At 70.6% G+C, this 25,538-nt stretch carries 23 protein-coding genes; 10 read left to right on the top strand and 13 right to left on the bottom strand.

Annotated elements, in window-relative coordinates; translation table 11 throughout:
* Window positions 1–89: 89 nt before the first annotated feature.
* From ACWGIH_RS17260 to ACWGIH_RS17215, 10 genes are read right to left on the bottom strand one after another with little or no spacing between them, the layout of a single operon-like run.
* A complete protein-coding gene (locus tag ACWGIH_RS17260) occupies window positions 90–1,628 on the bottom strand; it encodes an NADH-quinone oxidoreductase subunit N (RefSeq protein ID WP_453452010.1) in 1,539 nt (512 codons plus the stop codon).
* Window positions 1,625–3,223: a complex I subunit 4 family protein gene (locus tag ACWGIH_RS17255; protein WP_453452009.1), complete on the bottom strand. Its 1,599-nt coding sequence runs from the start codon at window positions 3,221–3,223 to the stop codon at window positions 1,625–1,627. The genes ACWGIH_RS17260 and ACWGIH_RS17255 overlap by 4 nt, the downstream gene beginning before the upstream one ends.
* Before the next feature lie 6 nt (window positions 3,224–3,229).
* Window positions 3,230–5,224, bottom strand: a complete 1,995-nt coding sequence (locus tag ACWGIH_RS17250; protein WP_453452008.1) for an NADH-quinone oxidoreductase subunit 5 family protein — start codon at window positions 5,222–5,224, stop codon at window positions 3,230–3,232.
* Complete coding sequence (gene nuoK, locus ACWGIH_RS17245) at window positions 5,221–5,607, bottom strand: NADH-quinone oxidoreductase subunit NuoK (protein WP_453452007.1); 387 nt, start codon at window positions 5,605–5,607, stop codon at window positions 5,221–5,223. The genes ACWGIH_RS17250 and nuoK overlap by 4 nt, the downstream gene beginning before the upstream one ends.
* Window positions 5,607–6,281: an NADH-quinone oxidoreductase subunit J family protein gene (locus ACWGIH_RS17240; RefSeq protein ID WP_453452006.1), complete on the bottom strand. Its 675-nt coding sequence runs from the start codon at window positions 6,279–6,281 to the stop codon at window positions 5,607–5,609. The genes nuoK and ACWGIH_RS17240 overlap by 1 nt, the downstream gene beginning before the upstream one ends.
* Window positions 6,278–6,862, bottom strand: a complete 585-nt coding sequence (locus tag ACWGIH_RS17235; protein ID WP_453452005.1) for a NuoI/complex I 23 kDa subunit family protein — start codon at window positions 6,860–6,862, stop codon at window positions 6,278–6,280. The genes ACWGIH_RS17240 and ACWGIH_RS17235 overlap by 4 nt, the downstream gene beginning before the upstream one ends.
* Window positions 6,863–7,831, bottom strand: a complete 969-nt coding sequence (locus ACWGIH_RS17230; RefSeq protein WP_453452004.1) for a complex I subunit 1/NuoH family protein — start codon at window positions 7,829–7,831, stop codon at window positions 6,863–6,865.
* A complete protein-coding gene (locus ACWGIH_RS17225; protein ID WP_453452003.1) occupies window positions 7,828–9,240 on the bottom strand; it encodes an NADH-quinone oxidoreductase subunit C in 1,413 nt (470 codons plus the stop codon). The genes ACWGIH_RS17230 and ACWGIH_RS17225 overlap by 4 nt, the downstream gene beginning before the upstream one ends.
* Window positions 9,237–9,953 (bottom strand): NADH-quinone oxidoreductase subunit B, encoded by a 717-nt coding sequence (locus ACWGIH_RS17220; protein WP_453452002.1) that lies wholly within the window; start codon window positions 9,951–9,953, stop codon window positions 9,237–9,239. The genes ACWGIH_RS17225 and ACWGIH_RS17220 overlap by 4 nt, the downstream gene beginning before the upstream one ends.
* Window positions 9,944–10,333, bottom strand: coding sequence for an NADH-quinone oxidoreductase subunit A (locus tag ACWGIH_RS17215; protein ID WP_453452001.1), 390 nt, complete (start codon window positions 10,331–10,333; stop codon window positions 9,944–9,946). The genes ACWGIH_RS17220 and ACWGIH_RS17215 overlap by 10 nt, the downstream gene beginning before the upstream one ends.
* A 185-nt stretch (window positions 10,334–10,518) precedes the next feature.
* On the opposite strand from ACWGIH_RS17215, the gene ACWGIH_RS17210 reads away from it, so the two are divergent.
* From ACWGIH_RS17210 to ACWGIH_RS17190, 5 genes are all read left to right on the top strand, one after another.
* Window positions 10,519–11,751: a sensor histidine kinase gene (locus tag ACWGIH_RS17210; protein ID WP_453452000.1), complete on the top strand. Its 1,233-nt coding sequence runs from the start codon at window positions 10,519–10,521 to the stop codon at window positions 11,749–11,751.
* A gap of 179 nt (window positions 11,752–11,930) precedes the next feature.
* Window positions 11,931–13,289, top strand: a complete 1,359-nt coding sequence (locus tag ACWGIH_RS17205; RefSeq protein ID WP_453451999.1) for a sensor histidine kinase — start codon at window positions 11,931–11,933, stop codon at window positions 13,287–13,289.
* Between the two features lie 251 nt (window positions 13,290–13,540).
* On the top strand, window positions 13,541–14,200 hold the full coding sequence (locus tag ACWGIH_RS17200) for a response regulator transcription factor (protein WP_365823807.1): 660 nt from the start codon (window positions 13,541–13,543) through the stop codon (window positions 14,198–14,200).
* Between the two features lie 268 nt (window positions 14,201–14,468).
* On the top strand, window positions 14,469–16,400 hold the full coding sequence (locus ACWGIH_RS17195; RefSeq protein WP_453451998.1) for a 2-oxoacid:acceptor oxidoreductase subunit alpha: 1,932 nt from the start codon (window positions 14,469–14,471) through the stop codon (window positions 16,398–16,400).
* Entirely contained in the window at window positions 16,393–17,490 is a 1,098-nt protein-coding gene (locus tag ACWGIH_RS17190) for a 2-oxoacid:ferredoxin oxidoreductase subunit beta (protein WP_453451997.1), read from the top strand. Before ACWGIH_RS17195 ends, ACWGIH_RS17190 begins: the two co-directional genes overlap by 8 nt.
* A gap of 1 nt (window position 17,491) precedes the next feature.
* Here the strand turns inward: ACWGIH_RS17190 and ACWGIH_RS17185 are convergent, their stop codons facing one another.
* Window positions 17,492–17,899, bottom strand: a complete 408-nt coding sequence (locus ACWGIH_RS17185; RefSeq protein ID WP_453451996.1) for a winged helix-turn-helix transcriptional regulator — start codon at window positions 17,897–17,899, stop codon at window positions 17,492–17,494.
* Between the two features lie 91 nt (window positions 17,900–17,990).
* Between ACWGIH_RS17185 and ACWGIH_RS17180 the strand changes: the two genes are divergently transcribed.
* The 5 genes from ACWGIH_RS17180 (at window position 17,991) to ACWGIH_RS17160 (ending at window position 23,592) form a co-directional block, all read left to right on the top strand.
* The gene (locus ACWGIH_RS17180) at window positions 17,991–18,851 is read left to right on the top strand and encodes an NAD(P)H-binding protein (RefSeq protein ID WP_453451995.1); all 861 of its coding nucleotides are present in this window, start codon (window positions 17,991–17,993) and stop codon (window positions 18,849–18,851) included.
* Between the two features lie 124 nt (window positions 18,852–18,975).
* Window positions 18,976–19,995 carry an EamA family transporter RarD gene (gene rarD / locus ACWGIH_RS17175; protein ID WP_453451994.1) on the top strand — a complete coding sequence of 340 codons (1,020 nt, stop codon included), beginning with the start codon at window positions 18,976–18,978 and terminating at the stop codon, window positions 19,993–19,995.
* A gap of 237 nt (window positions 19,996–20,232) precedes the next feature.
* Complete coding sequence (locus tag ACWGIH_RS17170; protein ID WP_453451993.1) at window positions 20,233–21,819, top strand: hypothetical protein; 1,587 nt, start codon at window positions 20,233–20,235, stop codon at window positions 21,817–21,819.
* 109 nt (window positions 21,820–21,928) lie between these two features.
* Window positions 21,929–22,870 (top strand): M28 family metallopeptidase, encoded by a 942-nt coding sequence (locus ACWGIH_RS17165; protein WP_453451992.1) that lies wholly within the window; start codon window positions 21,929–21,931, stop codon window positions 22,868–22,870.
* A gap of 128 nt (window positions 22,871–22,998) precedes the next feature.
* Window positions 22,999–23,592, top strand: a complete 594-nt coding sequence (locus ACWGIH_RS17160; protein ID WP_453451991.1) for a flavodoxin family protein — start codon at window positions 22,999–23,001, stop codon at window positions 23,590–23,592.
* Window positions 23,593–23,617: 25 nt separating this feature from the next.
* Here the strand turns inward: ACWGIH_RS17160 and ACWGIH_RS17155 are convergent, their stop codons facing one another.
* A complete protein-coding gene (locus tag ACWGIH_RS17155; protein ID WP_453451990.1) occupies window positions 23,618–24,541 on the bottom strand; it encodes an ABC transporter permease in 924 nt (307 codons plus the stop codon).
* On the bottom strand, window positions 24,528–25,493 hold the full coding sequence (locus tag ACWGIH_RS17150) for an ABC transporter ATP-binding protein (protein WP_453451989.1): 966 nt from the start codon (window positions 25,491–25,493) through the stop codon (window positions 24,528–24,530). Before ACWGIH_RS17150 ends, ACWGIH_RS17155 begins: the two co-directional genes overlap by 14 nt.
* Window positions 25,494–25,538: the final 45 nt, after the last annotated feature.

Raw genomic sequence — 25,538 nt, 5'->3', positions numbered from 1 at the left:
ACTAGTTCCCTTGTGCGCGCAGGAGCGGCGCAGGAGCGGTGTGGGCCGCTCGGGTGACGCCCGAGCGGCCCTGCGGAGAAGGGCGCCTGTCAGAAGAGGCCGGTGTCGGAGAACCTCAGGACGAGTTGCGGCGCTCCGGAGAGCGCGATGCCGAGGACCGCGGTCAGGGCGATGGCCGCCGTCAGGGGGGCCGGGACGCGGTGCTTGACCGGCTCGCCCTCAGGGGCGCGGAACAGCAGCGCGGTCCACTGGAGGTAGTAGAAGAGCGCGATCACGACGTTCACGGCCATCACCACGGCGAGCCAGCCGAGGCCGGCGTCGACCGCCGCCGAGAAGACGGTGACCTTCGCGAAGAGGCCGATGACGCCCGGCGGCAGGCCCGCGAGGCAGAGCAGGAAGAAGCCGAGCACCAGGGCCGCGAGGGGACTTCTCGCGTACAGGCCCCGGTAGTCGCTGACGCGGTTCAGGCGCTGCGTACGGCCGACGAGGGCGGCGACGGCGAACGCCCCGAGGTTCACGGCCGCGTACATGAGGGCGTACGCGACGGTGGAGCCGACGGCCTTCTCGGCCTCGGCGGGGTTGTCGGCGTATCCGGCGGCGGCGATCGGCACCAGGAGGTATCCCGCCTGGCCGACCGAGGACCAGGCGAGCAGACGTACCGCGCTGTACGCGCGCGTGGCCTGCTGGCGCAGCGCCGCGACGTTGCCCGCGGTCATGGTGAGGGCGGCGAGCACGGCGAGCGCCGGGCCCCACACGTCGGCGTACGAGGGGAAGGCGACGACGGTGACGAGGATCAGGCCGGTGAAACCGACGGCCTTGCCGACGACGGAGAGATACGCGGCGACGGGCAGCGGCGCTCCTACGTAGGTGTCGGGCACCCAGAAGTGGAACGGTACGGCGGCCACCTTGAAGGCGAAGCCGACGAGGGTGAGGGCGACGCCGGTCTGGGCGAGCGTGTCCAGCTGGCCGTCGACGTGCTGAAGTTCCTCGGCGATCTCCGTGAGGTGCAGGGTGCCGGTCGCGGCGTACACGAAGCTGACGCCCATCAGCGTCACGGCGGTCGCGGTGACGGAGGAGAGGAAGAACTTCAGGGCCGCTTCGGAGGACCGCTTGTCGCCGTGCCTGAGGCCCACGAGCGCGAAGGCGGGCAGGGAGGCGACCTCCAGGGCGACGACGAGCGTGGCGAGATCGCGCGAGGCGGGCAGCAGCGCGGCGCCCGCGGCGGAGGAGAGCAGCAGGAACCAGAATTCCCCTTCGGGGAGTTCCTTGTCGGTGCCGTTCGCGTCCCTGAGTGCGCTGATCGAGAGCAGCGCCGCCAGCAAGGCGCCGCCGATGACGAGCAGTTGGATGACGAGCGTGAAGCGGTCGGCGGTGTAGCTGCAGGCCTCCGCGCCGCCGGTCAGGCAGAAGGTCGACCGGTCGTCGTTCAGGATCGGCAGCAGGGAGAGCGCGGCCGCGGCGAGACCCGCCACGGAGACCCAGCCGAGCAGCGCCTTCTTCCTGCCGCTCACGAAGAGGTCGGCGACCAGCACGAAGAGCCCGACGACCGCCGCGATGGTGGGCGGAGCGATCGCGAGCCAGTCGACGGACTGGACGACGCCGGCGGCGCTTTCGGCGGCCACGGTCACGACTTGCCTCCTGAGAGGAGCTGCTGCACGGCCGGGTCGGTGAGGCCGAGCAGAGCGGCGGGCCAGAGTCCGGCGAGGACGGTGAGGGCGACGAGCGGGGTCCAGGCGGCGAACTCGTAGCCCTGGACGTCGACGAGGGCGGGCGTATCGGTCTTGGCGTCACCCTGGGGTCCCTGAGCCACCGGGCCCATGCAGACGCGACGTACGACGATGAGCATGTACGCGGCGGTGAGCAGGGTGCCGACGGCGGCGATCGCCATGAAGGTGAGGAAGGCCGGGCGGCTGAGCCCTTCGGCGGGCTTGAACGCACCGAACAGGGCCAGCATTTCGCCCCAGAACCCGGCGAGGCCCGGCAGACCGAGCGAGGCGACCGCGCCGAAGGCGAGGAGGCCGCCGAAGCGGGGAGCCTTGCCGTAGAGCGCGGCACCCGATTCCTGCGCGAGGGTGTCGAGGTCGCTGGTGCCGGTGCGGTCCTTGAGCGCGCCGACGAGGAAGAACAGCAGGCCGGTGATGAGGCCGTGCGCGATGTTGGCGAACAGCGCGCCGTTCACGCCGGTCGGACTCATCGTCGCGATGCCGAGGAGCACGAAGCCCATGTGGCCCACGGACGAGTACGCGATGAGGCGCTTGAGGTCGCCCTTCGCGCCCTGCTTGGCGAGGGCGAGGCAGGCGAGCGAACCGTAGATGATCCCGACGACCGCGAAGGCCGCGAGGTACGGCGCGAAGGTGTGCATGCCGTCGGGCGTGATCGGCAGCAGGATGCGGACGAAGCCGTACGTGCCCATCTTCAGCAGCACGCCGGCGAGCAGGACCGAGCCGACGGTGGGCGCGGCGGTGTGCGCGTCCGGCAGCCAGCTGTGCAGCGGCCACATCGGCGTCTTGACCGCGAGGCCGATCCCGATCGCCAGAACGGCGATGACCTGCACGGATGTGGTCAGGCCCCGGCCGTTGTCAGTGGCGAGTGCCACCATGTCAAAAGTGCCGGACTTGAGGCCGATGAGGAGGAGGCCGAGCAGCATCACGACGGAGCCGAGAAGCGTGTAGAGGATGAACTTCCAGGCGGCTTGCGTGCGTTGGGCGCCGCCCCAGCGTGCGATGAGGAAGTACATCGGGATGAGGACCATCTCGAACGCCAGGAAGAACAGCAGCAGATCGAGGACGGCGAAGGTCGCGAGGGTGCCGGACTCGAGAACGAGGATCAGCGCGACGAATGCCTTGGGTGACGGGCCCGCAGGCATTTTGAAGTAGGAGTACAGCGCGCAGAGGAAGGTCAGGAGCGCGGTCAGGACCAGGAGGGGGAGCGAGATGCCGTCGATGCCGAGGTGGATGCGCACGTCGAGTGCGGGGATCCAGCTGATATCGGTCGTGGCCTGCATCTTTGACGGCTGGTCATGGTCGAAGCCCAGCGCGAGGACGATTGCCGCGATGAGGATCACGCCGGTCACGACCACGCCGTGCCGCAGCACCGCCTGGTCGGGCGACTTCCCCTTCAGTCCGGGTGGGGCGGGCAGGAGAGCCGCGGCGGCACCGATGAGCGGGCCGACCACGATCAACGCCAGAAGAAGCTGCATCACGGATTCACTGATATCGATCACGGCTGCTCACGCTCCGGCGGTGGCGACGAGGACGGCGGCGACAGCCAGGACGACGGTGCCTGCGAGCAGCGCGCTCAGGTAGGTCTGCACGTTGCCGGTCTGCGCCCGACGGACGGCCGCACCGAGCCAGCGGGGTGCGGTGCCCGCGCCGCGTACGTACGTCTCGACGACCTCGCGGTCGAGGAACCGTACGAGGCGGGCGGCGGCCTGCACGGGGCGCACGAACAGGGCGGCGTAGAGGGCGTCGAGGTGGAAGCCGACGGCGGCGTGCCGGTGCAGCGGGCCGAGCAGGAGGCGGCCGGGGTCTGCGGGGTCGTGGGCCTGGGCCACGTCTCCGTAGGCGGGTGCGTGCGAGGCGATGGCCTCGGCTTCGACCAGGCCTCCGTCGGCTCCCGCGTCGGCGGCGACCGCTCCCATCGGGTGGCGGGCGGCGAGCGTCGTGGTGTGGCGCCACGCTCCGTATGTGACGAGCCCGCCGACGAGGGCGAGTCCCGTGCCGAGGACGGAGGTGGTGAGGGTCGGGGTGAGCGAGTGCCCGTCGAACCAGTCCGGCAGGACGCCCACGGTGAGGCCGAAGGCGAGTGAGGGGACGGCGAGCACCCAGAGCACGGCCGTCATGGTGATGGGTTGCCTTCCGTGGTCCGGGGCCTCGGGGCCCTTGCCGTTGAAGGCGAGCAGCCACAGACGCGTCGCGTAGGCGGCCGTGAGGAGGGCGGTCAGCAGACCGGCGATCAGGACGATCCAGCCCGCCGCGGTGGGGGCGGTCTCGGAGTGGCCGGTGGCCGCGTGTTCGGCGGCGCCCAGGACGGCTTCCTTGGAGAAGAAGCCGCTGAAGGGCGGGATCGCGGCGAGCGCCAGGAGCGCCACGGTCATCGTCCAGAAGGCGTCGGGGACCCGGTCGCGCAGGCCCTTCATGCGGGACATGGCGGCGAGGGAGTTGGTGCCGGCGGCGTGGATGATCACGCCGGCGCCGAGGAAGAGGAGTGCCTTGAAGGCGCCGTGCGAAAGGAGATGGAAGACGGCGGCACCGCGGTCACCGACGGCGAGGGCGCCGGTCAGATAGCCGAGCTGGCCGATCGTCGAGTACGCGAGGACGCGCTTGATGTCGTCCTGGGCGAGCGCGGCGAGAGCCGAGCCGGCCATCGTGACGGCGGCCATGACGGCGAGGACGACCAGCGCCGCCGACGAGGCGGCGAAGACCGGGAGGAGCCGGGCGACGAAGTAGACACCGGCGGCGACCATCGTCGCGGCGTGGATGAGCGCGGAGACGGGGGTGGGGCCCGCCATCGCGTCGGGCAGCCAGGTGTGCAGCGGGAACTGCGCGGACTTGCCCGCCACACCGGCGAGGAGCAGCAGGGCGATCAGCGTCGGGTGGTCGAGGCCGCCGCCCGCGACCGTCGCGAGGACGGTCGTGATGCGGAACGACCCGGCGTCGACGGCGAGCGCGAACAGACCGATCAGGAAGGGGACGTCGCCGAGCTTGGTGACCAGGAAGGCCTTGAGGGAGGCCGCGCGGGCTTCGGGCGTCTCCCAGTAGTGGCCGACGAGGAAGTACGAGCAGATGCCCATGATCTCCCAGCCGACCAGGAGCACCATCAGGTCGCCGGAGTAGACGACGAGCAGCATCGCGGAGGTGAAGAGGGAGACGAGAGCGGCGTACGAGGGGTAGCGCGGGTCGTCGCGCAGGTAGCCCGTCGAGTAGATCTGCACGCAGGAGGCGACGACGCCGACCAGGACGGCGACGAGGGCGGCGAAGCCGTCGATGTGCAGGGCGAGTTCGATGGGGACCGAGCCGGTCGGGGTGAGCTCGGTGGCGGAGTCGATGTCGGCGCCGCCGCCGTGGCGGGCGGCGACCAGCACGGCGAGGACCAGCGCCGCCAGAGTCGGGAGAACGGCCAGGGGGCGTACGAGACCGGGGACGGTGCGGCCGAGCAGCAGACCGGCGACGGCGCCGAGGAACGGCAGGAGGGGGACGAGTACGGCGAGGGTGGTCGTGGTCACGCGGTGGCCTCAGCCTTCCGTGCCGGGGCGGGCTCTTCGGTGGCCTCGCCCTCGGCGTCGTCATCGGGGTCGTCGGGGCCCTCGGCGGTGTCGCGGAGTTCGTCGACGGCGGAGGAGCCGCGGTTGCGGTAGACCGCCAGGACGATCGCGAGGCCGATGCCGATCTCCGCTGCGGCGATGGCGATGGTGAAGAGGGTCAGGGCCTGGCCGGAGTGGAGGGCGTCGCGGAGCCAGACGTCGAAGGCGACCAGGTTGAGGTTGACGGCGTTGAGCATGAGCTCGACGGACATCAGGACCAGGATCGCGTTGCGCCGGGCGAGTACGCCGTACAGACCCACGCAGAAGAGGAGGGCGGCGAGGACGGCGGGATAGGCGAGGTGCATCAGCGCTGCTCCTTGTCGCCGGCGGCACCGGTCGGGCGGCTTTCGCCGGGGGCGCCCGTCGTGACGGTGCCGCCGGGAGCGCCTGTGGTGGGGGTGTCGTCGGGGGAGCCGTTCAGGCGGGTCATGCGGGCGTTCCTGCGGGAGAGGACGATCGCGCCGACCAGGGCGGCCAGGAGCAGGACCGAGAGCGCCTCGAAAGGCAGCACCCAGTGCTGGAAGAGGAACTTCCCGGTCACCGCGGTGGAGCCCTGGGCCTCGTCGGCGGCGCGGTCGAGGTCGATCCAGGTCGTCCGGAAGGCGTCGACGACGACCCAGACCAGGGCGACCGCGGCGAGGACGGCCACCGCGAGCGCGACCGGGCGGTTGCCCGAATCGGCGTCCGGGGAGCGGCCGATGGGGGCCCTGGTGAGCATCAGACCGAACAGGAGGAGGACGACGACGGAGCCCACATAGATCAGGACCTGCACCCAGGCGATGAACTCGGCGGTGAGCAGGAGGTACTCGACGGCCAGACCGCCGAGTGTCGCCACGAGCCACAGAGCGGCGTGCACCAGCTGCTTCGTGGTCACGGTGACGATCGCCGAGCCGAGGGTCACGAGGCCGACCAGGAGGAAGGCGATCTCCACTCCCGTCGGGGAGAGGAAGCCCTGGGGGGCGTTGGCTGCGAGGTTCACGCGGATCCCTCCGGTCCGGCAGCTTCCGCTTCCTGCGCCGCGGCCAGCTTCTCCGCCGCCTTGCGGGCGGTGACGATCTCCTTGGGTTCCTCGGCCGCGGGGTCCAGGGCCGGCGGGGCCGGGACCGTCCACATCCAGTCGCGGAGCTTGTCGCGCTCGTGGGTGAGTTCGTGGATGTCGGTCTCGGCGTACTCGAACTCCGGGGACCAGAACAGCGCGTCGAAGGGGCAGACCTCGATGCAGATGCCGCAGTACATGCAGAGGGAGAAGTCGATGGCGAAACGGTCGAGGACGTTGCGGCTGCGCTCGCGGCCGCCCTCGACGGCAGGCGGCACCGTCTCCTTGTGCGAGTCGATGTAGATGCACCAGTCCGGGCACTCACGGGCGCAGAGCATGCAGACCGTGCAGTTCTCCTCGAAGAGCCCGATGACGCCCCGGGTGCGGGGCGGGAGTTCGGGCTGGTGCTCCGGGTACTGCTCGGTGACGGTCTTCTTCGTCATCGTGCGGAGGGTGACGGCGAGGCCCTTGGCCAGGCCGCTGCCGGGAAACCGGGGCCGGGCGGGCGGGAGAGACGCAGCCATTTAGTTGATCGCCACCTTCACGATTCCGGTGAGCGCGATCTGCGCGAGGGCGAGCGGGACGAGGAGGGTCCAGGAGAACTTCTGGAGCTGGTCCTCGCGGAGACGGGGGTAGCTGACGCGCAGCCAGATCACGACGAAGGCCAGCAGTCCGGTTTTCAGGAGGGTCCAGACCCAGCCGAGGCCGTCGGCACCCCAGGGGCCGTGCCAGCCGCCGAGGAAGAGGACGGTGGTGAGGCCGCAGAGGACGACGATTCCGGCGTACTCGGCGAGGAGGAAGAGGGCGAAGCGCAGGCCCGTGTACTCGGTGTACGCACCGAAGATGATCTCCGAGTCGGCGACCGGCATGTCGAAGGGCGGGCGCTGGAGTTCGGCGAGGCCCGCGATGAAGAAGACGAGGGCGCCGACGATCTGCCAGGGCAGCCACCACCACTCGAAGGCGTTGAGGATGCCCGGGAGCGACACCGTGCCGGCGGCCATCGCGACCGAGGCCGCGGCGAGCAGCATCGGGAGTTCGTACGCGAGGAGCTGGGCGGCGGTGCGCAGACCGCCGAGGAGGGAGAACTTGTTGGCGCTGGCCCAGCCCGCCATGAGCGAGCCGAGTACGCCGACGCCCATGACCGCGAGCACGAAGAAGATGCCCGCGTCGACGAGTTGGCCGACGGCGCCTTCGCTCGGGCCGATGGGGATGGCGATCAGGACGAGGAGGTACGGCAGCAGGGCGATGGCGGGGGCGAGCTGGAAGATGCGGCGGTCGGCCGCGGCCGGTACGACGTCTTCCTTCTGCGCGAACTTGACGCCGTCGGCGACGAGTTGGGCCCAGCCGTGGAAGCCGCCCGCGTGCATGGGGCCGAGGCGGCCCTGCATGTGGGCCATCACCTTGTGCTCGGTCTGGCCGACGACCAGGGGCAGGACGAGAAAGACGGCGAAGACGATGAGGAGACGCAGGGCGACGTCAAGCACGTCGGTCACTCCGAGCCTCCTGGGCGGTCGGCTTCATCGTCGGGATTGGCGGGGGCGGGCTTGGCGGGGTCTGGCTTGGTGGGGGCAGGCTCGGCGGGCTCCGGCTTGGTGCGGGCAGGCTCGGCGGCCTCCGGCTTGGCAGGGGCGGGCTCGGCGGGCTCCGGCTTGGCGGGGGCAGGCTCGGCGGGGGCAGGCTCGGCGGGCTCCGGCTTGGTGCGGGCAGGCTCGGCGGCCTCCGGCTTGGCAGGGGCAGGCTCGGCAGGCTCCGGCTTGGGCTCGGCGGGCTCGGGCTCGGGCTTGGCAGTCGCGCCGCCAGGGTCGGTACTGGCACCAGTGCCGGACTCGGCTTCCGTGGGCGGTGCCGACTCCTCGCTCACGCCCTTGCCCGCGTCCTCGCTCACGCCCTTGCCCGCGTCCTCGCTCACGCCCTTGCCCGCGTCCTCGCTCGCGTCGAACGCCGGGCGGGCCTGGTGCCACGGAGCATCGGAAGCGGCCGCGGGCTGCTTGGGCTTCGCCTCAGATGCCGGAGCAGCTTCAGGCTTCGCCTCAGGACCCGAAGCAGCCTCAGCCTTCACCCCAGGCGCCGGAGCAGCCTCAGCCTTCACCCCAGGCGCCGGAGCAGCCTCCGGTGCCGGAGCAGCCTCGGGCGCCGACGCGGTGGGCGTCGTCTCCGGGCGTTGGGATGCCGAGCCCTGGCTCACGCTGCGTGTCCTGCGTGGTGCGGGTGCCGGAGTCTCCGGCTGTGTGCCCGGTGCCTGGCTGGCCGAGCCCTCCCCCGCCGTGCGGGTACGGCGGGCGGGGCGATCGCCCGCCGCACGGGCGGCGCCGCGGGCCGGGCGGGCCGGGGCTGCCGGGAGTTGGCCCTTCAGGGGGCCCCATTCGTTCGGGTCGGGTACGCCGGGAGGCAGCATCTGGCGGCGCTTGGGCCCGCCGTGTTCCGACTCCCCCGGCTCCTTCGCGCCGGGCCACGCCTTGGCGACCCGGGCCGCCAGGACGAAGTCCTTGCGCAGGGGGTGTCCTTCGAAGGTGTCCGGCAGAAGCAGCGGGACCAGGTGCGGGTGGCCCTCAAAAGCGACGCCGAACATCTCGTGCGTCTCGCGCTCGTGCCATGCGGCGCCCGCGTAGACGTCGACCGCGGTCGGCAGGACCGGGGCCTCGTGCGGGACGGTCGTACGGATGAGGAGGCGACGTACGGGAGAGAGGGCGACGACGTGGGCCGAGACGTGGAAGCCCGTGCCGGGTTCGTCGACGGCGCTCAGCCAGTCGAAGTAGGTGCAGGTCAGCGTCGTGCGCGCGGTTTCGAGCGCAGCGATCCACGCGCTCGGCGGGACGTCGACCGTCAGGAGGTCGTACGACTCATCCGCCGTGGCCTCGGCGCCGAAGAGCTCCTCGACGGGGCTCGGCAGCCAGCCGGTCATGCGTTCCCCTCCCCTGCCGCCGAAGCACCCGATGCAGAACCGCCCGACGCCGAGCCACCCGGCGTCGAGCCACCCGCCACCGGCGGCTTCACGAGCCCGCTCTGCAAGGCCGCCGCCGAAGGCCGGTTGGCGTTGCCGTCAGCGCGGCCGTACCGCTCGCCCAGCGACTCCGCCGCGATCTTCTCCTGGAGCTTGAGGATGCCCTGGAGCAGCGCTTCGGGACGGGGCGGGCAGCCGGGCACGTACACATCGACCGGGATGATCTGGTCGACGCCCTTGGTCACCGCGTACGAATCCCAGTACGGGCCGCCGCAGTTGGAGCAGGCGCCGAAGGAGATGACGTACTTGGGCTCGGGCATCTGCTCGTACAGGCGCTTCACGGCCGGGGCCATCTTGTCCGTGACCGTGCCGGAGACGACCATCAGGTCGGCCTGGCGCGGACCGGGCGCGAACGGGATCACGCCGAGCCGGATGAAGTCGTGCCGGGCCATGGAGGCGGCGATGAACTCGATGGCGCAACAGGCGAGGCCGAAGTTGAAGACCCACAGCGAGTACCGGCGGCCCCAGTTGAGGACCACCTTCATCGGCTCGGGGGCCAGCCGCGAGAGCACGCCGAGCTTCTGTGGCTCGGGCGTGGGCAGCACGGTCGGCTCGGGCAGGAGCACGGGCTCCGGGGTCACGTCCGTGCGAGGACGCTCCGGGGTCACGTCCATGTGAGGACGCCCTTCTTGTATGCGTACAGCAGGCCCACGGTCAGGAAGCCGAGGAAGATGAACATCTCCACCAGCGTCGTCGCACCGTAGCCGGGCGCGGCGAAGACCGTCGCCCATGGAAAGAGGAAGATCGAGTCGACGGCGAAGATGACGTAGAGGAACGCGTAGACGTAGTAGCGGACCTGGGTGTGTGCCCAGCCCTCGCCGACCGGGTCGACGCCGCACTCGTACGTCAGGAGCTTCTCGGGTGTCGGCACGACGGGCCTGAGCAGCCGCCCCGCGCCGAAGGCGACGGCGACGAACAGCACGCCGACGACGGCGAGCAGTCCGACGACGGAGTACGACTGGTAGTAGCTCGCCGCGACGTCTCTCACGTGCACGTCAGCCCCTCACTCCCTGACCGCCTCTGACACCCAGCACTGTTCGACGATCTGTACGCACGGGAGTCTAGGGCCTGCTAAAGGCGAGGTAAGCAGAGCGTCACGCATCGGGTGGGGTTATCCCCCGGGAGTCCTGGCGGCCCTCCTCATGGCATCACGGCGTCGAGCCGTGCACCCTGACGCATATGACCGCACGCGCCACGTCCTCGACCGCCTCTTCGGCGTACCCGCCGCACCCGCCGAACTCGCCGCCTCCGCCCGCCCGCTTCGCGGCGTACGACGCGCAGACCTGGAGGGAGATCGCACACCTCCTCGCCAACCTGCCGATCGGCGTGGCCGGTTTCGTCTACGTGGTCGTGACGCTCGCCGCCGGCGGCGGTCTCGCCGTGACGGTCATCGGTCTGCCGCTGCTCGCGGGCGCGCTGCTCGGCGCCCGGCTGATCGGCAGGGCGGAGCGGGCGCGGGCGCGCAAACTGCTCGGGCTGCGGATCGACGAGCCGAGCCCGATGCCCAAGCAGCGGGGGCACGGCTTCTTCGGCTGGCTGTGGTCGAGCCTGAAGGACCCGGTCGGCTGGCGCACGATGCTCTACTCGTTCATGCGGCTGCCCTGGGGCGTGGTGACCTTCGCCGTCACCCTGACCGGGCTCTTCGTGCTCTGGCCGGTGCTCCCGTACATCGTGCGCGGCCTGACGAACGCCGACCGTGCGATGGCCCGCGGGCTGCTTTCGCCCTCCGACGAACTGGAGCGGCGCATCGTCGAGTTGGAGTCGGACCGCGGTGTCGTCGTCGACACCGCCGCGGCCGACCTGCGCCGCATCGAGCGCGACCTGCACGACGGGGCGCAGGCCCGCCTGGTGGCGCTCGCCATGGGGCTCGGTCTGGCCAAGGAGAAGCTCCTGGAGGGGCAGGCCGACGACACCGTGGCGGCGATGGTCGACGAGGCGCACGGCGAGGTGAAGCTCGCCCTCCAGGAACTGCGTGACCTGGCCCGCGGCATCCACCCGGCGGTCCTGACCGACCGCGGCCTGGACGCGGCGCTGTCCTCGGTGGCCTCGCGGTGCACGGTCCCGGTGAAGGTGACCGCCGATCTGCCGGCGCGCCCGGCCGCCGCGATCGAGGGCATCGCGTACTTCACGGTCTCCGAGCTCCTGCAGAACGTCAGCAAGCACAGCGGGGCCCGTACGGCGTCCGTGGACGTGTGGCGTGCCGACCAGCGGCTGCTCATCCAGGTGTGGGACGACGGCACGGGCGGCGCGCATCTGGACGGGGGTTCGGGCATGTCGGGGCTCGCCGACCGGCTCGGCGCGGTCGACGGCCTGTTCGTGATCGAGTCCCCGGAGGGCGGCCCCACGACGATCACGGCGGAGCTGCCGTGGCGCGACCGGGACCAGGACCGCGAGCAGACGGCCCGGGGGTAGGGAAAACCCCCGGTCGAAGACACCTACGCACCACATGGTCCGGATCTGCCGCGGCCAGCACTCTTGAGATACGACGCCGAAACAGCACGTAGACCCATGGCGTCGACCGAGCGCGTGAGCGAGCAGCACACACCTTCAGACCGAGCGCAGAACAGACCGAGCAGAAACGGACGGCACCGATGGCCACGGAGTACGGACAGGAGTACGGGCGCATGAACCGTTCGGAGTTCCGGGGATCCGACCTCGACGATCGGCGGCACCGTCTCCCCGCCGGGCTGCGGGCCCCGGTCGAGGCCCGCGCCTGGAAGGAGTTCGGCTATGTGCTGCTGAGCCTGCCGATCAGCATCGTCACGTTCACGTTCGCGGTCACGATGCTGTCCGTCGGCGCCGGGCTGCTGATCACGTTCATCGGCATCCCCGTGCTCGCCGCCGGGCTCGCCGCCTGCCGCGGCATCGGCTCGCTGGAACGGGTGCGGGCGCGGGCGCTCCTGGGCGTCGAGGTGGCCGACCCCGCGCCGCTGCGGCCCAAGAACGGCGGCGGTCCCCTGGCGTGGATGGGCGCCGTGCTCAAGAGCGGCGTCTCCTGGCGGCACGTCCTCTACTCCGTCCTCCACATGCCCTGGGCGGTCTTCTCCTTCACCGTGTCGGTGGTCTTCTGGACGTACGGCTGGGCGATGCTCACGTACCCGCTGTGGCAGTGGCTCTTCCCGGTCTACGGCGGCCAGGACGGCATCCAGCTCTACCGCGACAACGGTCACCAGATCTACCTGGACAACCCCTTCGAGATCGGCGTCGTCACCCTCACCGGTCTGCTGATCACGCTCGCCACGCCCTGGATCATCCGGGCCCTGACCACCGTCGACCGCGTCATGGTGGCCGGTCTGCTCGGCCCGTCGAGTCTGGCCACGCGCGTCGTCGAGCTGGAGTCGGACCGCGGTGTCGTCGTCGACACCGCCGCGGCCGACCTGCGCCGCATCGAGCGCGACCTGCACGACGGGGCGCAGGCCCGCCTGGTGGCGCTCGCCATGGACCTGGGCCTGGCCAAGGAGAAGCTGACCGAGGACCCGGAGGCCGCGGCGCGCATGGTGGGCGAGGCGCACGGCGAGGTGAAGGTGGCTCTTCAGGAGCTGCGCGATCTGGCCCGCGGCATCCACCCGGCGGTCCTGACCGACCGCGGCCTGGACGCGGCGCTCTCCGCGCTCGCCGCCCGGTGCACGGTTCCGGTCCAGGTCGAGGTGGATCTGCCCGCGCGTCCCGCCGCCGCGATCGAGGGCATCGCGTACTTCACGGTCTCCGAGCTCCTGCAGAACATCAGCAAGCACGCGCGGGCGTCCCATGGCTCGGTCGACGTGTGGCAGGTCGAGGACCGGCTGATGCTCCAGGTCACCGACGACGGCGACGGGGGCGCGGACGTGACCGGCGGTTCCGGCCTCGCCGGGCTCGCCGAGCGGCTCGACGCGGTCGACGGGATTTTGGTCGTGGACTCGCCGGCAGGCGGGCCCACGACGGTGACGGCCGAGTTGCCCTGGCGGGCGTAGCGGACCTTCCCTCCGCGCTCATCCGCCCTGGCGGGCGTAGCCGCGGATCTCCCTCAGCTCTCACCCACTCGGTCGCCCCGCAACGCGGGGAGGCCGGGTGGGCGCTGCCGTGCCCGCCGTGAGCGCGCACGGGCAAGCGGTTGCCCTCGAACGCCGTTACGCCCTTCGCCGGCGTTCGTACGCGCGATACTGAGGTGCCGGGGGACAACCAGAACCACATATGCCGGGGGGCCGTGAACGTGGAGGACAAAGTGCGGGTCGTCATCGCCGAGGATTCGGTGCTGCTCAGGGAGGGCCTGACCCGGTTGCTGACCGACCGCGGGCACGACGTCGTCGCGGGGGTCGGCGACGCGGACGCGCTGATCAAGACGATCAACGACCTCTCCGCCGCGGGTGCGCTGCCCGACGTGGTGGTCGCCGACGTGCGGATGCCGCCGACGCACACCGACGAGGGGGTGCGGGCCGCGGTGCATCTGCGCCACCAGTTTCCGGGGCTCGGGGTGCTCGTCCTGTCCCAGTACGTCGAGGAGCAGTACGCCACCGAACTGCTCGCCGGGTCCAGCCGTGGCGTCGGCTATCTGCTCAAGGACCGTGTCGCCGAGGTGCGCGAGTTCGTGGACGCCGTGGTGCGCGTCGCGCAGGGCGGCACGGCGCTCGACCCGGAGGTCGTGGCGCAGCTGCTCGGCCGCAGCCGCAAGCAGGACGTCCTCGCGGGGCTTACTCCTCGCGAACGCGAGGTACTCGGTCTGATGGCCGAGGGTCGGACGAACTCGGCGGTGGCACGGCAGTTGGTGGTGAGTGATGGCGCGGTCGAGAAGCACGTCAGCAACATCTTCCTGAAGCTGGGGCTTTCCCAGAGCGACGGGGACCACCGGCGCGTGCTGGCGGTTCTCACCTACCTCAACAGCTAGCAATCTGACACTCTGTCAGCTATCTGAACAACGGCAACCGCATGAGCACGGAGAACAGTCCTAGAACCAAAGGATGAGTGGGGGGCGTCTTCCATGACGGACCGGGGGGCGAGGCAGACCATGACAAAACGGGGCAATAATGCGTCTCAAAAGTGCGTCCGTCATGCGATCAACCCCAGGAAGGCGACCCTTACAGACGTAGGGTGGGCCTTGGGAAGGCCGGTCGCCCAGCCCTTCCCGCTCAGCCGCCCGAGGGAGGTCCAGTTCAGTGACCAGCCAGGTCAGTAGCCCAGCCGAGCAGGCCGATGGGGCAGTCGTCGGAGAGCAGCGCAAGCATGCTGGTGAGAAGGACGTACGCCGTCTTGACCGGGTGATCATCCGCTTCGCGGGTGACTCGGGGGACGGTATGCAGCTCACCGGTGACCGGTTCACTTCGGAGACGGCGTCCTTCGGGAACGACCTGTCGACACTGCCGAACTTTCCCGCCGAGATCCGTGCTCCTGCCGGGACGCTGCCGGGTGTCTCCTCCTTTCAGCTGCATTTCGCCGACCACGACATCCTCACGCCGGGCGACGCGCCGAACGTCCTGGTGGCGATGAACCCCGCCGCGCTGAAGGCGAACATCGCCGACGTGCCGCGCGGCGCGGAGATCATCGTCAACACGGACGAGTTCTCCAAACGGGCGATGCAGAAGGTCGGCTACGAGGTCTCGCCGCTGGAAGACGGTTCACTGGACGGCTACAGCGTCCATCCGGTGCCGCTGACGACGCTGACGGTCGAGGCGCTCAAGGAGTTCGACCTCTCGCGCAAGGACGCGGGCCGCAGCAAGAACATGTTCGCGCTGGGTCTGTTGTCGTGGATGTATCACCGGCCGACCGAGGGCACGGAGAAGTTCCTGCGGACCAAGTTCGCCAAGAAGCCGGCCATCGCCGAGGCCAACATCGCCGCGTTCCACGCCGGTTGGAACTTCGGTGAGACGACCGAGGACTTCGCGGTCTCCTACGAGGTCGCTCCTGCCTCCCAGGCCTTCCCGACCGGCACCTACCGCAACATCTCGGGGAACCTGGCCCTCTCGTACGGGCTGATCGCGGCGGGCCGGCAGGCGGATCTGCCGCTCTACCTGGGCTCGTATCCGATCACTCCGGCCTCCGACATCCTGCACGAGCTGTCCAGGCACAAGAACTTCGGTGTGCGCACCTTCCAGGCCGAGGACGAGATCGCGGGCATCGGGGCGGCGCTGGGTGCGGCGTTCGGCGGCTCGCTCGCGGTGACGACGACCTCGGGGCCCGGTGTCGCGTTGAAGTCGGAGACGATCGGGCTCGCGGTGTCGTTGGAGCTGCCGCTGCTGATCGTGGACATCCAACGCGGCGGGCCTTCGACCGGTCTGCCGACCAAGACCGAGCAGGCGGATCTGCTGCAGGCCATGTTCGGGCGCAACGGCGAGGCGCCGGTGCCGATCGTGGCACCCAAGACGCCGGCGGACTGCTTCGACGCCGCGCTCGAAGCGGCGCGGATCGCAGTCACCTACCGCACCCCGGTGTTCTTGCTGAGCGACGGCTACCTGGCCAACGGGTCCGAGCCGTGGCGGATCCCCGACACCGATGAACTCCCGGACCTGCGGGTGCAGTTCGCCTCGGGGCCCAATCACACCGAGGACGACGGCACCGAGGTCTTCTGGCCCTACAAGCGCGACCCGCAGTCCCTGGCCCGCCCCTGGGCGATCCCGGGCACGCCCGGTCTCGAACACCGCATCGGCGGCATCGAGAAGCAGGACGGCACCGGCAACATCTCCTACGACCCCGCCAACCACGACTTCATGGTCCGCACCCGCCAGGCCAAGATCGACGGCATCCAGGTGCCCGACCTCGAAGTCGACGACCCGGGCGGCGACGCCGAGTTGCTCGTCCTCGGCTGGGGTTCGACCTACGGGCCCATCACGGCGGCGGTTCGCCGTCTGCGGGCGGTCGGCCAGAGCGTGGCGCAGGCCCATCTGCGCCACCTCAATCCCTTCCCCCGGAATCTGGGCGAGGTCCTGAAGCGTTACGACAAGGTGGTGATTCCCGAGATGAACCTCGGCCAGCTCGCCACGCTGCTCCGCGCCAAGTACCTCGTGGACGCGGTCTCGTACAACCAGGTCAATGGAATGCCGTTCAAGGCCGAGCAGCTCGCCACGGCTCTCAAGGAGGCCATCAATGGCTGACACGAAGACCGAAGGCACCGGGAGCACGATCGAAGCGCTTTCCCTGGTGCCCAAGGCCGAGGCCAAGCAATCCATGAAGGACTTCAAGTCCGATCAGGAGGTGCGCTGGTGCCCCGGCTGCGGTGACTATGCCGTCCTGGCCGCCGTACAGGGCTTCATGCCCGAACTCGGCCTGGCCAAGGAGAACATCGTCTTCGTCTCCGGCATCGGCTGCAGCTCACGCTTCCCGTACTACATGAACACCTACGGGATGCACTCCATCCACGGCCGCGCCCCCGCCATCGCCACCGGACTCGCCTCCTCCCGCCGCGACCTGTCCGTGTGGGTGGTCACCGGCGACGGCGACGCCCTGTCCATCGGCGGCAACCACCTCATCCACGCCCTGCGCCGCAACGTGAACCTCAAGATCCTGCTGTTCAACAACCGGATCTACGGCCTCACCAAAGGCCAGTACTCCCCGACCTCCGAAGTCGGCAAGATCACCAAGTCGACGCCGATGGGCTCTCTGGACGCGCCCTTCAACCCGGTGTCGCTCGCGATCGGCGCGGAGGCGAGCTTCGTGGCGCGGACGGTGGACTCCGATCGCAAGCACCTCACCTCGGTGCTGCGCGAGGCCGCCGAACATCCCGGCACCGCCCTGGTGGAGATCTACCAGAACTGCAACATCTTCAACGACGGCGCCTTCGAGGTCCTCAAGGACAAGCAGCAGGCCGAGGAGGCCGTGATCCGCCTGGAGCACGGCCAGCCCATCCGCTTCGGGGCTCCCCTGGAAGGCGGCCTCGGCTCCAAGGGCGTCGTGCGCGACCCGGTGACCGGTGATCTCAAAGTCGTCCCGGTCACGCCTGAGACGGAGTCTCAGATCCTGGTCCATGACGCGCACTCGACCTCGCCGACGCTGGCCTTCGCCCTCTCCCGCCTCGCCGACCCCGACACCCTGCACCACACCCCCATCGGCGTCTTCCGCGACGTCGAGCGCCCGGTCTACGACACCCTCATGTCCGACCAGCTCGACACCGCAATCGAGCAGAACGGCAAGGGCGACCTGGCCGCGCTGCTCGCGGGCGGCGACACCTGGACCGTCGTCGGCTAGCTCAACTCGCCCTGTCCGAGGCCCGGTTCTGATCCTTCAGGAACCGGGCCTCGTCGTATGCCAGGCGCGCTTCCTGTACGTCCGCGAGGCGCCGCTCGGTCCACTCGGCGAGCGCCCGGACCTGCGTGCCGACCTCGCGCCCCAGGTCGGTGAGCGAGTAATCGACGCGTGGCGGGATGACCGGCTTGGCGTCGCGGTGGACGAGGCCGTCGCGCTCCAGCGTCTGCAGGGTCTGCGTCAGCATCTTCTCGCTGACCCGGCCGAGCGCCCGGCGCAGCTCGCTGAAGCGGTACGAGCGCTCGTCCAGGGCGATCAGGACGAGCACTCCCCAGCGGCTCGTGACGTGCTCCAGGACGAGGCGCTGCGGGCACATTCCCTCGTCCCCGAGATTCCAGTTACTTACTGCCATGCCAGTACCTTACTTCAAAGTGGGTACTTTCCAATAGTTAGCGCCCGACGTAGGCTCACTGTCAGAACCACACCAAAGGGAGATTCCAGACATGAGCATCGTCGTCACCGGAGCCACCGGACACCTCGGCCGTCTCGTCATCGACGGGCTGCTCGCCGCGCAGGTGCCCGCCGGGCGGATAGCCGCCGTCGTCCGCGACAAGGAGAAGGCCGCCGACCTCGCCGCGCGCGGCGTGGAATTGCGCGTCGCCGACTACAGCACGCCCGAGACCCTCGCCGGCGTCTTCGCCGCGGGCGACAGGGTCCTGCTGATCTCCGGCAGCGAGGTCGGCCGGCGGGTGCCGCAGCACGCGGCGGTGATCGACGCGGCCCGTGCGGCGGACGTCGCGCTCCTCGCGTACACCGGTGTGCTCGGCGGGCCCGACGCCGACTTCGACCTCGCGGCCGAGCACAAGGAGACCGAGCGGCTCATCCTCGACTCCGGGCTTCCGCACACGTTCCTGCGCAACGGCTGGTACCACGAGAACTACACGGCCAACCTCGCGCCCGTCCTGGAGCACGGCGCCGTCGTCGCCTCCGCGGGCGAGGGCAGGGTCGCCTCCGCCTCGCGCGCCGACTACGCGGCGGCCGCCGTCGCCGTACTGACCGGCGAGGGCCACGAGGGCAAGGCGTACGAGCTGAGCGGCGACGTCGCATGGAGCCTGGCCGAGTACGCCGCCGAGGTCGCCCGGCAGAGCGGCAAGGACATCTCGTACGCGAACGTCCCCTCCGAGCAGAACCTCGCCATCCTGACCGGCGCGGGCCTCCCCGAACAGTTCGCCGCGATCCTCGTCGACGTGGACTCGGCGATCGAGCGGGGGCTGCTCGCCGGTACGAGCGGTGATCTGTCCCGCCTCATCGGCCGCCCCACGACGCCTGTCGCGGACGCGATCTCGGCCGCGCTCAAGGGCTGAGACCGGGCCGGCGCCCGGCGAGACGGAGGTCATGACCGTTTTCGTGAGACGGGCATGACACGGGGGTGTCCGGGCCGCTACCTTCTGAGGGCAGCGTGGGGCTGCCTTGCACCAAGGAGGGGCCGTGGACGCCGCCGCAGTCGAGCAGTCGAAGAGCGAGCAGCGCATAGGGCTGCTGAACGGCTTCGCGGCCTACGGGATGTGGGGCCTCGTCCCCCTCTTCTGGCCCCTGCTCAAGCCGTCCGGAGCGGGCGAGATCCTCGCGCACCGGATGGCCTGGTCGCTCGTGGTGGTCGGCATCGCCCTGCTGCTCGTGCGGCGCTGGGCGTGGGCGGGTGAGCTCATCCGGCAGCCTCGCAAGCTGGGCCTCGTGACGATCGCCGCGGCGGTCATCACGGTCAACTGGGGCGTCTACATCTGGGCCGTGAACTCCGGCCACGTCGTGGAGGCCTCCCTCGGCTACTTCATCAACCCCCTGGTCACCATCGCGATGGGCGTCCTGCTCCTCGGCGAGCGGCTGCGGCCCGTGCAGTGGGCGGCCGTCGCCGTCGGCCTCGCGGCGGTCCTCGTGCTCGCCTTCGGGTACGGGCAGCCGCCGTGGATCTCGCTCTGCCTCGCCTTCTCCTTCGCCACGTACGGCCTGGCGAAGAAGAAGGTCGGGCTCAGCGGTCTGGAGTCGCTGACCGCCGAGACCGCGATCCAGTTCCTGCCCGCGGTCGGGTTCCTGGTGTGGCTCGGGGCGCGGGGTGACGCCACGTTCGGCGCGGAGGGCTTCGGGCACGCGGCGCTCCTCGCGGCGACCGGTCTGGTCACCGCCATCCCCCTGGTCTGCTTCGGGGCCGCGGCGATCCGGGTGCCGCTTGCGACGCTGGGGATGCTCCAGTACCTCGCGCCCGTCTTCCAGTTCCTGCTCGGCATCCTGTACTTCCACGAGGCTATGCCTCCCGAGCGGTGGGCCGGGTTCGGGCTCGTGTGGCTGGCGCTGACGCTGCTGACGTGGGACGCGGTGCGGTCCGCGCGGCGCAACGCGGTTCGGCTTGCCGCGGTGCGTCAGGCTGCTGTTCCAGCGGCCTCCCCCACGGCCGGGCGGGAGACGGAGCCGATGACTCCCGCTGCCGGGCGGAATTCGGAGTCGGCGGTCTGAGCTGGCCTGCCGGCTGCGGGGTGCTCTATGCGGGTTGCTCTTCTGCCGCTTGGCTGTGGGCTCGGCGCGGGCCGGGACCGGGACGGCCGAGCCAGGGCCTTTCGCGGCAGCGGGCGAAATACGTCGGCCCCACCTCCTGCGATTCGGGTGCCATCGTCGCTACCTTCACCCATAAGGGACCAGAAGTGATCGAAAGCGACATCGCCTGACCGAACCTGGCGGGAGGTCGAGACCCTCGTGCCCGAGAGCGCGCCCCGGACCGTGCCCGCGCCAGGCGCGGCACCCTCGACCGGCCGCCTCCCCGGCAGCCGCTTCGGCCGCCGCCTCTGCCTCCATCTCTCCGGCCGCGACGATCTCCCCCTTCTCGCCGCCTGCCTCGCCTACGCCGCGCTCTCCCTCGCCCTCGTCCCGCTCACCCTGTCCCTCGGCTGGGACGAGATCGTCTACGCGAGCCGCTTCCCGCCGTACGAGCCCGCCACCCCCTTCAGCGCTCCCCGCACCCGTGGCGTCCCCCTGCTCATCGCCCCCGTCGCGGCCTGGAGCGACTCGGCCGTCCTGCTCAGGGTCTGGCTGACGCTGCTCTCGACCACCGCCCTCTACCTGGGCTTCAGGCCCTGGCTGCGCGTCATCGCGGGGCGTCCCGCCGTGGTCGGCGTGGCCGCCGGGCTCTACGGAAGCCTCTGGTTCGCGCTGTTCTACGCGAACGCCGCGATGCCGAACCACTACACCGCCATGGGGGTCACGGCCGCGGTCGGACTGTTCCTCGGGGCCCGCCCCGGGCGTCTCGCCCTTACGGGGATCACGGCCGGGCTCGCCCTGGCCGCCCTGATGCGCCCCAACGACGGTGCCGCCGTCGCCGTCCCACTGCTCGCCGCCGCCCTGCTCGTGCCCGCCTGGCGGACCCGGGGGCGCGCCCTCGCCGTGGCGGGCGGCGTCCTGGCCGGCCTGCTGCCGTGGGCCGTCGAGGCGTACGTCCGCTTCGGGGGCGTACGCGAACGGCTCGCCGCGGCAAGCGAGGTGCAGGGCGGGCTGCGTCCCCTGGCCGCCGTCGAGGCCCAGTTCACCGCCCTGGACGGCCCTCTGCTCTGCCGACCGTGCACCGCCGACCAGCTCAGGATCGTGGCCGCTGAGTGGTGGCTTCTCCTGCCGGTGCTCGTGGCCGCCGGGTTGTGGGCCACGGGGCGGGCGGGGGCGCCCGGCGCGTACCCCGTCACGAAAGGGGCCGTCGGCGCCCCGCGAGGCGCCGTCCCCCGCGCCACTCCGCGGGAAATCCGCCCCGCGCTCCGACTGGCCGTGATCGTCGCCGTGTGCGTCGCCCTGCCCTACCTCCTCCTCGTCCCCTATGGCGCCCCCCGCTTCCTCCTTCCGGCCCACGCTCTTCTCGCCGTCCCCGCCGCCTTCGGGCTCCTCGCCCTCTTCGGCCGGGCACGACGCGCCGTCACCGTCGTCCTCGCCGCCGCCCTCGTCGCCCACCTGGGGGTCCAGCTTCCGCTCGCCCTGGGCAACGCCCGTATCCAGGCCGGTGCCCGCGGCGACTGGGTCCGTGTCACCGGCGTGCTGTACGAACACGGGGTCCGCGCTCCGTGCGTGCTGAAGGGCAGCACTTCGGTGATCCCCATCGCGTACGTCTCCGGATGCTCGGCCGCCCGGCAGGACGACCGGCGGCAACCCGCGGCCCTCGTCCTCCGCGAGAAACAGCCCCCGTACTGGGCCCGCTACTGGCGGAGTCACCCCGTGCCGGACACCTACTCCCCCGGCTGGACCGTGCTCGTGCCGCCGACGACGACCGCCCTGCGGAACACGCCGACCGATATGCGCTCTTGACGCGCGGTCAACCTCACCAGCACCATCAGGCACGCCAATTCGGTTGGACGTTCATCGAATTGGCGTACCCCCACGCACCGAACGATCCAACAGAACACGGAGCCCCCACATGAAGCTCTCCGTTCCCGGACGCGCCGCGGCAGCCGCCGTCATAGCCGTCACCGGACTCCTCACCACCGACGCGATGTCCTCCGCGGCCCCCGCCCCCACGGCGGCGGCCCCCGACATCTCCGTGGCCAACGTCCAGGCCCACCTCTCACAGTTGCAGAACATCGCCTCGTCCAACGGCGGCAACCGCGCCCACGGCAGTGCGGGCTACAAGGCCTCGATCGACTACGTGAAGGGCAAGCTGGACGAGGCCGGATTCACCACCTCGCTCCAGGAGTTCACCTCCAACGGCAAGACCGGCTACAACCTGGTCGCGGACTGGCCCGGCGGCGACGCCGACCAGGTCGTCATGGCGGGCTCGCACCTCGACAGCGTCGACTCGGGACCCGGCATCAACGACAACGGCTCCGGCTCGGCCGCGATCCTGGAGACCGCGCTCACCGTGGCGCGCGAGCAGTACAAGCCGGCCAAGCACCTGCGGTTCGCCTGGTGGGGCGCCGAGGAGCTGGGGCTCGTCGGCTCCTCGCACTACGTCGACAAGCTGCCCGCGGGTGAGCGCTCGAAGATCAAGGGCTATCTGAACTTCGACATGATCGGCTCCCCGAACCCGGGCTACTTCGTCTACGACGACGACCCCACGATCGAGAAGACCTTCAAGGACTACTACGGCGGCCTCGACCTCGCCACGGAGCCCGACGAGGAGGGCGACGGCCGCTCGGACCACGCGCCGTTCAAGGACGCGGGCGTGCCGGTCGGCGGACTGTTCAGCGGCGCCGACTACAAGAAGACCGCCGAGCAGGCCCGGAACTGGGGCGGCACGGCCGGTGAGCCGTTCGACAAGTGCTACCACTCCGCGTGCGACTCGGAGTCGAACATCGACGGGACGGCCCTCGACAACAACAGCGACGCGGTGGCGTACGCGGTGTGGGGGCTGTCCGCCTAGGAGGCCCGGTACGCCTCCCCCGTAACCCCCTGGACGCAATTACCTGCGCGTGCATATAGTGCAGGCGCAGGTAATTGCACGGTCCTCGCGGCCGTGCGCCGCCACGCCACACACCCAGGGGGCCCACCATGACCCGCTCGTTCCTCTTCGTTCTCGGCAGCGCCCGTCCCGAGGGCAACACGGAGACACTGGCCCGCAAGGCCGCCGAACAGCTCCCGGCCGACGTGGAGCAGCGCTGGCTGAACCTCGCGGAGCACCCGCTGCCCGACTTCGAGGACCTGCGCCACGACAGCACACGCCCGCGTGCCCGCCCCCGGCCGTCCGGCGACAACGAGGCGCTGCTCCTGGACGCCACCCTCGACGCCACGGACATCGTCATCGTGTCGCCCCTGTACTGGTACTCCCTTTCGGCCACCACCAAGCGCTACCTCGACTACTGGGACGCGTGGCTGGAGGTTCCGGAGGTCGACTTCAAGGCCACCATGAAGGGCCGCACCCTGTGGGGCGTGACGGCGCTCGCCCACAGCGAGGAGGAGGTCGCGGAGCCACTGATCGGCACGCTGAACCACGTGGCCGCCTTCTTCCCGCTGCACTTCGGCGGCGTCCTGCTCGGCAACGGGTCGCGGCCCGGCAACGTGCTCGACGACACCGAGGCCCTCGCCCGCGCCAAGACGTTCTTCGCGCAGGAGCCGCCGCTCGCCCGCTACCCGTACGAGAGCTGACGCGCGCCCCGACGCCCTACACGCCCTACGCCGTGATGTCCTTCGCCCCAAACCTCGCCCATGCCGCCGAGCCGAACAGGGCCGCGTACAGGCCCTGGAGGCCGAGGTTCTTGACCAGCTCGTCCCAGTAGACGGGCTCGCGCATCAGGTCCGCGAAGGACAGCCAGTAGTGCGAGAAGAAGTACGGCTGGATGGCGTGCAGTTGGGGTATCTGGTCGAGGATCTGGATGGTGATCAGCAGGCCTACCGTCGTCGCCATCGCCGCGATGCCGCTGCTGGTCAGCGTCGACACGAAGAGACCGAGCGCCGCCACCCCGATCAGTGACGCGGCGACCACAAGGGCGATGAGCAGGGCACGCAGCAGCCCTTCGCCGAAGCCGATCCGGGTGCCGGAGATCGTGGTGACCTCGCCGACCGGGAAGAGCAGCGCCCCGACGGCGAGCGCGGAGACGGCCACGACGAGGGTCGCGACCAGGCAGAACGTCATCGCTGTCGCGTACTTGGCGAGCAGCAGGCGGGTGCGTCCCGCAGGGGCGACGAGCAGATAGCGCAGCGTCCCCGCGCTCGACTCGCCCGCGATGGAGTCACCCGCGACGACGCCGACCGCCATCGGCAGGAAGAAGGGGAGGGTCGCGGCGAGCGCGGTGAAGACCAGGAACAGGCCGTTGTTGGTCACCTGCGCGATGAACGCCGGGCCCCCCGCCTCACCGCCGCCCCCACCGAGCGTCGAGCCGTCGCTGGTCTCGATCTTGACGGCGACGCCCACGAGGATCGGCACGGCGGCGAGGACGGCAAGCAGCGCGAGGGTCCGCCAGCGGCGGAAGGTGATCCCCAGTTCGCTGCGGAAGAGCCCGAAGGTCCAGATCCGCCGTACTTCTCGCGGCCCACTCACCTCGCGTACATCGTCCCGTACGTCGTCCCCTACCTCGCCCATCTCAGCCCGCGACATCGAACCCCTCCCCCGTCAGCGCCACGAACGCGTCCTCGAGCGAGGCCCGTTCGACGCCGAATCCCCGTACGCGGACGCCCGCACCGACCAGGGCGGCGTTCAGCTCAGCCAGGTCCGTGCCGCTCTCCGCACCCGGCGGTTCGCCCGTCACGCGGTCCTCCGTCACGACGAGATCCGTCACGCCGAGCTCCTTCAGGACACGCACCGCGTCACCCGTGTCCGGCGTCGTGACGACCAGCCGCCCGCGCGCACCCGCGGCGAGTTCGGCGACCGGACCCTGGGTGATCAGCCGGCCCTGGGCCATCACCGCGGCGTGCGTGCAGACCTGCTCGATCTCGTCCAGGAGGTGCGAGGAGAGGAACACGGTCGTGCCCTCCGACGCCAATTCCCTCACCAGCGCCCGGATCTCGCGCATGCCCTGCGGATCGAGGCCGTTGGTCGGCTCGTCGAGCACGAGCAGTCTGCGCGGCTGGAGCAGCGCCGCGGCGAGCCCGAGGCGCTGTTTCATCCCGAGCGAGTACGCCTTCGCCTTCTTGCCCGCGGCAGCCGTCAACCCCACCCGGTCAAGGGCGGAATCGGCGCGGGCACGGCGGGTGCGCGGATCGGCGGTCGGGTCGGCGGCGTCGTACCGCAGGAGGTTGTCGCGGCCGGAGAGGAAGCCGTAGAGCGCGGGGCCTTCGATGAGCGCTCCCACGTGCGGGAGCACGGCGCGGGTCTCGCGCGGCATCGGGCGGCCAAGGACCCGGGCCCGGCCGGAAGTCGGCTCGATCAGGCCCATCAGCATCCGGATGGTGGTCGTCTTACCCGAGCCGTTCGGCCCGAGGAACCCGAAGACGCTGCCCGCGGGGACGGTGAGGCTCAGCTGGTCCACGGCCAGTTGCCTGCCGTAGCGCTTGGTCAGCCCGGAGGTCTCGATGACGCTTTGCGTCGGACTGCCGTCTGTGCGGGGCATTCGTCCTCCCTCACCGGTGCGGCGGGCTCAGGGTTCGTACCCTGA

The sequence above is a fragment of the Streptomyces sp. NPDC054872 genome, from assembly GCF_053610705.1.
The sequence above is the reverse complement of the archived record's forward strand: the minus strand, read 5'-3'. Positions and strand labels throughout refer to the sequence as shown.

Coding starts and splice junctions, on each gene's coding strand:
- nuoK (WP_453452007.1), bottom strand. CDS start 5,607: ATGCACCTCGCCTATCCCGCCGTCCTCGCCGCCCTCCTCTTCTGCGTG.
- ACWGIH_RS17235 (WP_453452005.1), bottom strand. CDS start 6,862: ATGGCTGCGTCTCTCCCGCCCGCCCGGCCCCGGTTTCCCGGCAGCGGC.
- ACWGIH_RS17225 (WP_453452003.1), bottom strand. CDS start 9,240: ATGACCGGCTGGCTGCCGAGCCCCGTCGAGGAGCTCTTCGGCGCCGAG.
- ACWGIH_RS17220 (WP_453452002.1), bottom strand. CDS start 9,953: ATGGACGTGACCCCGGAGCGTCCTCGCACGGACGTGACCCCGGAGCCC.
- ACWGIH_RS17210 (WP_453452000.1), top strand. CDS start 10,519: ATGACCGCACGCGCCACGTCCTCGACCGCCTCTTCGGCGTACCCGCCG.
- ACWGIH_RS17205 (WP_453451999.1), top strand. CDS start 11,931: ATGGCCACGGAGTACGGACAGGAGTACGGGCGCATGAACCGTTCGGAG.
- ACWGIH_RS17190 (WP_453451997.1), top strand. CDS start 16,393: ATGGCTGACACGAAGACCGAAGGCACCGGGAGCACGATCGAAGCGCTT.
- ACWGIH_RS17185 (WP_453451996.1), bottom strand. CDS start 17,899: ATGGCAGTAAGTAACTGGAATCTCGGGGACGAGGGAATGTGCCCGCAG.
- ACWGIH_RS17180 (WP_453451995.1), top strand. CDS start 17,991: ATGAGCATCGTCGTCACCGGAGCCACCGGACACCTCGGCCGTCTCGTC.
- ACWGIH_RS17165 (WP_453451992.1), top strand. CDS start 21,929: ATGAAGCTCTCCGTTCCCGGACGCGCCGCGGCAGCCGCCGTCATAGCC.
- ACWGIH_RS17160 (WP_453451991.1), top strand. CDS start 22,999: ATGACCCGCTCGTTCCTCTTCGTTCTCGGCAGCGCCCGTCCCGAGGGC.
- ACWGIH_RS17155 (WP_453451990.1), bottom strand. CDS start 24,541: ATGTCGCGGGCTGAGATGGGCGAGGTAGGGGACGACGTACGGGACGAT.
- ACWGIH_RS17150 (WP_453451989.1), bottom strand. CDS start 25,493: ATGCCCCGCACAGACGGCAGTCCGACGCAAAGCGTCATCGAGACCTCC.